The sequence below is a fragment of the Kitasatospora sp. NPDC057198 genome (genome assembly GCF_042670125.1).
Lineage (GTDB): Bacteria > Actinomycetota > Actinomycetes > Streptomycetales > Streptomycetaceae > Kitasatospora.
This window is the reverse complement of sequence record NZ_JBHUWH010000562.1, coordinates 1-4,679: the sequence shown is the minus strand read 5'-3', so window position 1 is coordinate 4,679 and position 4,679 is coordinate 1. Positions and strand designations below refer to the sequence as shown.

The window sequence follows — 4,679 nt, the reverse complement described above, 5'->3', positions numbered from 1 at the left end:
TCCCCGGGGTCGACGGGGAGGAGGGCGCGGAGGGAACGCCGACGGGCCGGGGCCGCGTCGCACCGCCGACGCTCGCGGGGGGAGCGGCTCTGTCGGCGGTGGGCTCCGGTCCGCCGACTCACCCTCGGGAGTGCGGACCGGAGGCCACGGGGGCGCGTCGAAGAGCGGGACGCACCGGCATCGGAATGTTAGCGCTCACAAAGTTTCTGTCAAGGCGCCGGCCGCGGCCCGGCTCAGCGCCGCCGGAACGGGGCGAGCGTGGCGCGCACCAGATCCGCCGCGCCCCAGTCCGGGGTGAACTGGGCGATCACCGCCAGGTGCTGGCGCAGCTGGAGGATCGGCGCGCGGGTGCGCCAGTCGCGGTCGAGCCCGGTCAGCTCGGCGTACCGCTCGAAGAACACCCGCGCCTCGGGCGGCGGCGCCGTCGTCCACAGGTGGGCCAGGTCGGTCTCGGCCCACGCGTACGACACCGCCGGGTCGATCAGCGCGGGCCGCCCGTCCGGGGTGGCCATGACGTTCTGCGCCCACAGGTCGCCGTGCGTCAGGCACGCGGGGCGGGCCGGCAGCAGTTCGGGCAGCCGGTCGCACAGCCGCTCCAGCGCCGCCCGGTCCGCGGCGTCCAGCGCCTCCCGGACGCGGCGCTCGCCGAGCCAGCGCAGCAGGCGGTGCCGGGCGAAGAACTCGAACCCGTCCTCCTCCCAGGTGTTGACCTGCCGGCGGCGGCCCAGCCAGTTGTCCCGGTGCCACCCGAACCGGGCGTGCCGGGTGCCGGTGTGCAGGCGGGCCAGCACGTGCGCGAACTCCTCCCAGAACGCCGTGCTCCCCGGCCGGGGCCGCAGCACGGACAGCACCAGCAGGTCGCGGCCCGCGAGGACGACCTCGGGGGTGGCGACACCGCCCGCCTCGCGCAGCGCGGTGAGCCCCTCGGCCTCCGCGGCGAAGGCGTCCTCCGACGGCGGCCCGTCGAACGCCTTGACGAACACCGACGTGCCGTCGGCCCGGCGGGCGATCCCCGCGACCGCGGCGAGACCGCCGGTGGCAGGTTCGACCGCGACGACGTCGGTCAGGCCGGCCGCGCGCAGGCGTTCGAGCAGGAAGGGCGTCGTTTCTGGCACGGAGGTGCTCCTGTCGGGAGGGGCGTCGTCGGGGTCGTCGGAGCCGCTGCCGTGCGGGGCGCGGGTGCCGCGGGTTCGGGGGTTCAGGGCCGGGAAGTCCACGGCGGGCGGGCGGAATCCAGTACAGGCGCACGGGTCCGGCACGCCCGACGTACGGGCCCGCAGCCGGCAGCGTGGTGCCCCCAGGGCCTGGCAGGCCCGCGCCGGTCGACTGCCGGGCGGGCAGCGCTCCGACCCAGGACCGAAAAGTGCGCCGGAGCTCCGACCCGGCCCCGCTGCCGTCCGACGGGCCTGCCCGGTGCCGCGCCCCTCCCCCGCCACCGCGCCCGCGGACTCCGCGCCCCGGTCCCCCTGCTACCGCACCCATCCGCCGCTGCCGCACCCGGCTCCGCCGCTACCGCACCCGCCCGTCCGGCGCCGCGCCCGCCCGTCCGGGGCGCCCCGGACTACCGGTTCGGCCCCGGCAGGTCGGAGAACAGCGCGGCCGCGCCGCCCGCCGCCGTCCGCCGACCGTCCGCGGTGCTCGCCCGGACCACCAGTTCCGGTTGGACGCGTACGTGGGCGAGGGGGGCGGCGGGTTCGTCGATCAGCCGCAGCAGCATGCCGATCCCCTCCCGGCCGACGGCGGTGAAGTCCTGCCGGACGGTGGTCAGCGGGGGTGTGAGGTAGGCGCCCTCGGGGAGGTCGTCGAAGCCGGCCACCGCGACGTCCTGGGGGATCCGCACCCCGGCCTCGTGCAGTGCGCGGATGACGCCCAGGGCCATGTGGTCGTTGGCCGCGAACACCGCGGTCGGCCGGGCGCCGGCGCCGCGGCGGAACGCCTCGGCGACCTTCCGGCCCGCCGCGTGGCCCGAGGCCGGGCTCCAGTCGCCCGTCAGGTGGGGCGGCACCGGCAGCCCGGCCGCCTCCAGCGCGGCGCGCCAGCCCTGCAGCCGGCCCTCCGCCTCGATCCACTCGCCGGGGCCGGCGACGTGCCAGATCCGGGTGTGGCCCAGTGAGAGCAGGTGCTCGGTGACCGCCCGTGCCCCGCCCACCTGGTCGACCGCCACGCCGGGCAGGTCGAGGTCGTGGCCGCCCTCCACCGTCACGACCGGGAAGGGCTGCGGGAGGCGGGCCAGCGCGGCGACGGTGTGCCGGTGCGGCGTCATCACCACCGCGCCGTCCACTCCCCAACCGGCCAGCCGTTCCAGCGCCTTGGCCAGTGCGTGCTCGGTCAGCCCCTCCAGGCCCACCGAGGCCACCAGGTAGTCCTCGCCGCGCGCCGCGCGCTCCAGGCCGGCCAGGATGCTGGCCGGGCCGAACAGGGTGGTGTTCGCGGCCACCACCCCGATGGTCCGGCTGCGCCGGGTCACCAGCGTCCGGGCCGCCGAGTTCGGCCGGTAGCCCAGTTCGGCGATCGCGCGCTGCACCCGTTCCCGGGTCGTCTCGCGCACGTTGGGGTGGTCGCTGAGCACCCGGGAGACCGTCTGGTGCGACACCCCGGCCACCTGGGCGACGTCCGCCATCGTCGGCGGGCGCCGCTCGCCGGTCTCGTCCATCGTTCTCCCGTCCCGCCCGGCGCGGGCCGGACGCTGCCCCGGTGCCCACCCTACTGGCCGCCACCGGCTGCCAGGCACCCTACCGGCGGACGCCCGACGCCGCGTCAGGGGCCGCGAGGCCGGTGCGGTGCGCACCCCGGGGGCCCCGGTGCGGGGTGCGGGCCGTCCACGGTGTGGCCGGCGAGCAGCGGGGCGCTGCCGGTGTTGCCGGTGCGGGTCAGCGCCTCGGCGAAGGCGTTGCCGGTCGGGCCGATCCGTCCGGTGGTGCCGGAGAGCGTCGCGTTGCCGGCGGAGGTGCTGCTCCCGGCCAGGACGGCGCGGCGCCCCCGGAGGCCGAAAAGTTCGAAATGTTTCGGTGTTATCCCCCCGTAATCTGCCGCAACTTTCGGATACTTTTCGGAAACAAGTTATTGACGCCCGCTCCGTGGCGAGCCCATACTCTCCAGCATTCGAACCGCCCCTGCCGACCGCCTCACGCCCGGTCACACCGGTCCACCCACCCGCGACCGGGCCGCAGGAGCAGCGGCGATCCCCACCTGACGTGCCTTCACTTCGCGTACTCCCCACCGGGCTCCCCCGGCGACGACGACAGAACAGGAAGTCCCCACGATGACGAGAAAGTCCCGCCGCACGGCGGCCGCCGCGATCGCCCTGGGCATCACGCTCGCCGTCACCGGCTGCGCCGGCAGCGACGGCGGCGGCAGCGGCGGCTCGTCCGACGGCAAGGTCACGCTGACCCTCTGGGAGAACGCCCAGCCCGGCCCGGGCGCCGAGTACTGGAAGACGGCCGGGGCGGCGTACGAGGCCCTGCACCCGAACGTCAAGATCAACATCCAGACGATCCAGAACGAGGACCTCGACGGGAAGCTGCAGACCGCGCTCAACTCCGGCTCCGCGCCGGACATCTTCCTGCAGCGCGGCGGCGGCAAGATGCAGGCCATGGTCCAGGCGGGCCAGGTCCAGGCGCTGGACCTCACCGACGCCGACAAGGCGAACGCGGGCGCGGCGGGCATCGCCGGGTACTCGATCGACGGCAAGGTCTACGCGATGCCGGTCGACACCCAGCCCGAGGGCATCTACTACAGCAAGGACCTGTTCCAGCAGGCCGGCATCACCGCGCCGCCCACCACGATGCCCGAACTCCAGGACGCCATAGCGAAGTTGAAGGCGATCGGGGTCGCGCCGATCGCGGTCGGCGCCAAGGACGCCTGGCCGGCCGCGCACTGGTACTACAACTTCGCCCTGCGCGAGTGCAGCCAGGACACCCTGAAGAAGGCCGCCCAGTCGCTGAAGTTCGACGACGCGTGCTGGACCAAGGCGGGCGAGGACCTCGCCTCCTTCGTCAAGACCGAGCCCTTCCAGCAGGGCTTCCTGACCACCTCCTCGCAGCAGGGCGCCGGTTCGTCCGCGGGCATGATCGCCAACCACAAGGCGGGCATGGAGCTGATGGGCAACTGGAACCCCGGCGTGATCGCCAGCCTGACCCCCGACCAGAAGCCGCTCCCCGACCTGGGCTGGTTCCCCTTCCCGGCCGTGCCGGGCGGCCAGGGCGACCCGGCCGCCATCATGGGCGGCCTCGACGGCTACTCGCTGTCCAAGAAGGCCCCGAAGGAGGCCCTCGACTTCCTGCGCTTCCTGGTCAGCACCGAGCAGCAGCAGGCGTACGCCAAGGCGTTCGTCGCCATCCCGGTGAACAAGGAGGCCCAGGCGGGCGTCACCGAGCCCTACAACGTCTCGGCGCTGCAGGCGTTCAACAAGGCCCCCTACTCGGTGCTGTTCCTGGACACCGAGTACGGCCAGAACGTCGGCAACGCGATGAACACCGCCGTGGTGAACCTGCTCGCCGGCAAGGGCAGCGCGGCCGACATCGCCAAGGACACCAACGCCGCCGCCGCGAAGGGCTGAGTAAGCACACGATGAGCAACACCCTGGGCACTGAGCCGGCCGACGGCCACCAGTCGCAGGGCACGCCCGGAGCCGGGAGCGCGGCCTCGTCCGCGCGCCCGGCTCCCGCGCCGGCGGCGGC

Annotated in this window: 3 protein-coding genes; 1 reads left to right on the top strand and 2 read right to left on the bottom strand. The window is 74.8% G+C overall.

What is annotated here, in order from left to right; all coding sequences use genetic code 11:
- Window positions 1-233: 233 nt before the first annotated feature.
- A complete protein-coding gene (locus ACFUEL_RS35485) occupies window positions 234-1,115 on the bottom strand; it encodes a fructosamine kinase family protein (protein WP_380241669.1) in 882 nt (293 codons plus the stop codon).
- 446 nt (window positions 1,116-1,561) lie between these two features.
- Entirely contained in the window at window positions 1,562-2,653 is a 1,092-nt protein-coding gene (locus tag ACFUEL_RS35480) for a LacI family DNA-binding transcriptional regulator (RefSeq protein ID WP_380241667.1), read from the bottom strand.
- Window positions 2,654-3,262: 609 nt separating this feature from the next.
- Here ACFUEL_RS35480 and ACFUEL_RS35475 point away from each other — a divergent pair.
- Window positions 3,263-4,558, top strand: coding sequence for an extracellular solute-binding protein (locus ACFUEL_RS35475; protein WP_380241664.1), 1,296 nt, complete (start codon window positions 3,263-3,265; stop codon window positions 4,556-4,558).
- The last annotated feature ends 121 nt before the right edge of the window (window positions 4,559-4,679 follow it).